2 protein-coding genes are annotated in these 2,207 nt (G+C 62.1%); both read left to right on the forward strand.

What is annotated here, in order from left to right; translation table 11 throughout:
* Positions 1-108 precede the first annotated feature (108 nt).
* The gene (locus EN991_RS33205) at positions 109-882 is read left to right on the forward strand and encodes a protein phosphatase 2C domain-containing protein (RefSeq protein WP_013525286.1); all 774 of its coding nucleotides are present in this window, start codon (positions 109-111) and stop codon (positions 880-882) included.
* 5 nt (positions 883-887) lie between these two features.
* On the forward strand, positions 888-2,207 hold a 1,320-nt coding region (locus EN991_RS33210; protein ID WP_245461144.1), incomplete at its 3' end, for a serine/threonine-protein kinase.

Here is a 2,207-nt window from a genome sequence, read left to right on the forward strand (position 1 = left end):
CCGGACAGGGCCGGGAGGAAGAAGGGGTTGGAGCCTGTGGCAAAGTGGCGCCAGCGAGCGTCCAAAGGTGCGCCGCAGAAGGACGCTTGAAAAGCGCTTGGTGGCAAATTGAATACTGTCGCCCTTTCCGTTGAGAGCTTCGGCGTGAGCCACAAAGGCTGTGTCCGTGAGCTCAATGAAGACAGCTATCTGGTCGAGCCACAAACTGGCGTCTGGGTGGTAGCCGACGGAATGGGTGGACATGACGCCGGAGAGGTCGCTTCCGCCAGTATCGTCGATCATCTGTCAACAATCGGCATTGCGAGCTCAGCTCCCGATCTTCGCGCCCGCTTCGAGGACAGGCTGGGCCGGGCCAATGCCGAGATCCGAGGCATATCTGAATCCCGCGGCATAACCATCGGTTCCACCGTTGCCGCCCTGCTGGCGATGGACGGGCGGTTTGCCTGCCTGTGGGCGGGTGACAGCCGCGTCTATCTTGTCCGCAACGCCTCGATCTCGCAGATCTCGAGAGACCACACCGAAGTTCAGGAGCTCATCGACCGCGGTATCATCAGCGCAGCCGAAGCACGCACGTGGCCGCGCCGCAATGTCATCACGCAAGCGATCGGCGTCAGCGACGAGATTGTCATCGATTTCCAGCAGGGAGAAATCATGCCGGGGGATATTTTTGTGTTGAGCACGGATGGTCTGACGGCGCATGTCACCGACGCCGAGATCGAGGCGGCGACGGTGTCGGCGACACCTCAGGCAGCCTGCGAGAACCTGCTCGACATGGTGCTGGCGCGCGGCGCAACGGATAACGTCACGATCGTCCTCGTAAAGATAGGACACGAGCGCGATGGCCAATTGCCTCCTCCATATCTGCATAGAGCGAAGGCCTGAGGTTGATGGGCTCCGACGACAAGACGCGCATATCGGGGGGCATGGCCAACACCGTCGTAGGCACGCAACTCAGCGGCATCTACGAGCTCGACGAACGCATCGCATTCGGTGGCATGGGCGAGGTTTACCGTGGTCATAATATCCAGACCGGTGACCATGTCGCGATCAAGATCGTCTTGCCCGAGTTCGCCCGTGACCAGACGATCTTGTCGCTGTTTCGCAAGGAGGCATTGATCCTCAATCACCTGTCGCATGACGCGGTCGTGCGCTACCACGTCTTCACGATCGATCCCGGGATCGGCCGTCCCTACCTTGCCATGGAATTCGTCGACGGTGAGTCGCTGTTCGACATCATGCGGCGTGGCGCGATGCCGGCGGCTGATGTGCGCAAGCTCTGCCACCGCCTCGCCTCCGGCCTGAGCGCCGTGCACCAGGCGGGAGCAATACACCGCGACCTCTCGCCCGATAACATCATCTTGCCGGGAGGCCGGGTCGACCGCGCGAAGATCATAGATTTCGGTATCGCCCGGTCGGCGAGTGTCGGCGGTGAGACCCTGATCGGCGGAAAGTTTGCGGGAAAATACAACTATGTTTCACCCGAACAGCTCGGGCTCTACAGCGGCGATGTCAGTGAGCAATCCGATATCTACAGCCTGGGGCTGGTGCTGGTTGCCGCCTTGCGCGGCAAGCCAATCGATATGAGCGGATCGCAATTCGAGGTCATCGAAAAGCGCCGGACCGTGCCTGATCTCACCGACATCGACGATGATTTTCGTGACATCGTTGAACCCATGCTGCAACCGGATCCGCAGGACCGACCGGTTAGCATGGCGGAAATCGCCAGGATGACGCGTGACGAAAACGAGGAGACAACCCCGCCGGCGTCCATCACACCCCGCGATCGGTCGGCTTTGCCGCGAACCTTTAAATCCGGCAGCAAAACCCAGGCACGATCACACAATGTTGAGAGGCACGACGACGCAGCCGCAGCGGGCCCAGGCGGACAGCCCTTCGTAGAGCACGTGCGGCCCGCGCATTTGTTCGAACGGCCGCCTCCGGCGCCGATGCCGCGCGAGGCCACGGCGCGTTTGCCTGGAAGGTCCACAAAGACCCGAACCCTGGCGATCGCTGGCTTGGCGATGCTGGCTGTGGCCTCCGGCGCGGGCCTTTACCTGGGCGGCTTCATGACGCCTGCCACACCGACTGCCGGCAAGACATCGCTTTTGCCACCGGAGCCGTCCAAGCTCCCGCCCGGCCTGTCAAAGCCGCCCCTGGCGGACTCTGCCGCCCCTGAGCCGGCAAAGGCAGTTTCGCCCGTGCAGGCC

The sequence above is a fragment of the Mesorhizobium sp. M7A.F.Ca.US.005.03.2.1 genome (assembly GCF_003997795.1).
Taxonomy (GTDB): Bacteria; Pseudomonadota; Alphaproteobacteria; order Rhizobiales; family Rhizobiaceae; genus Mesorhizobium; species Mesorhizobium ciceri.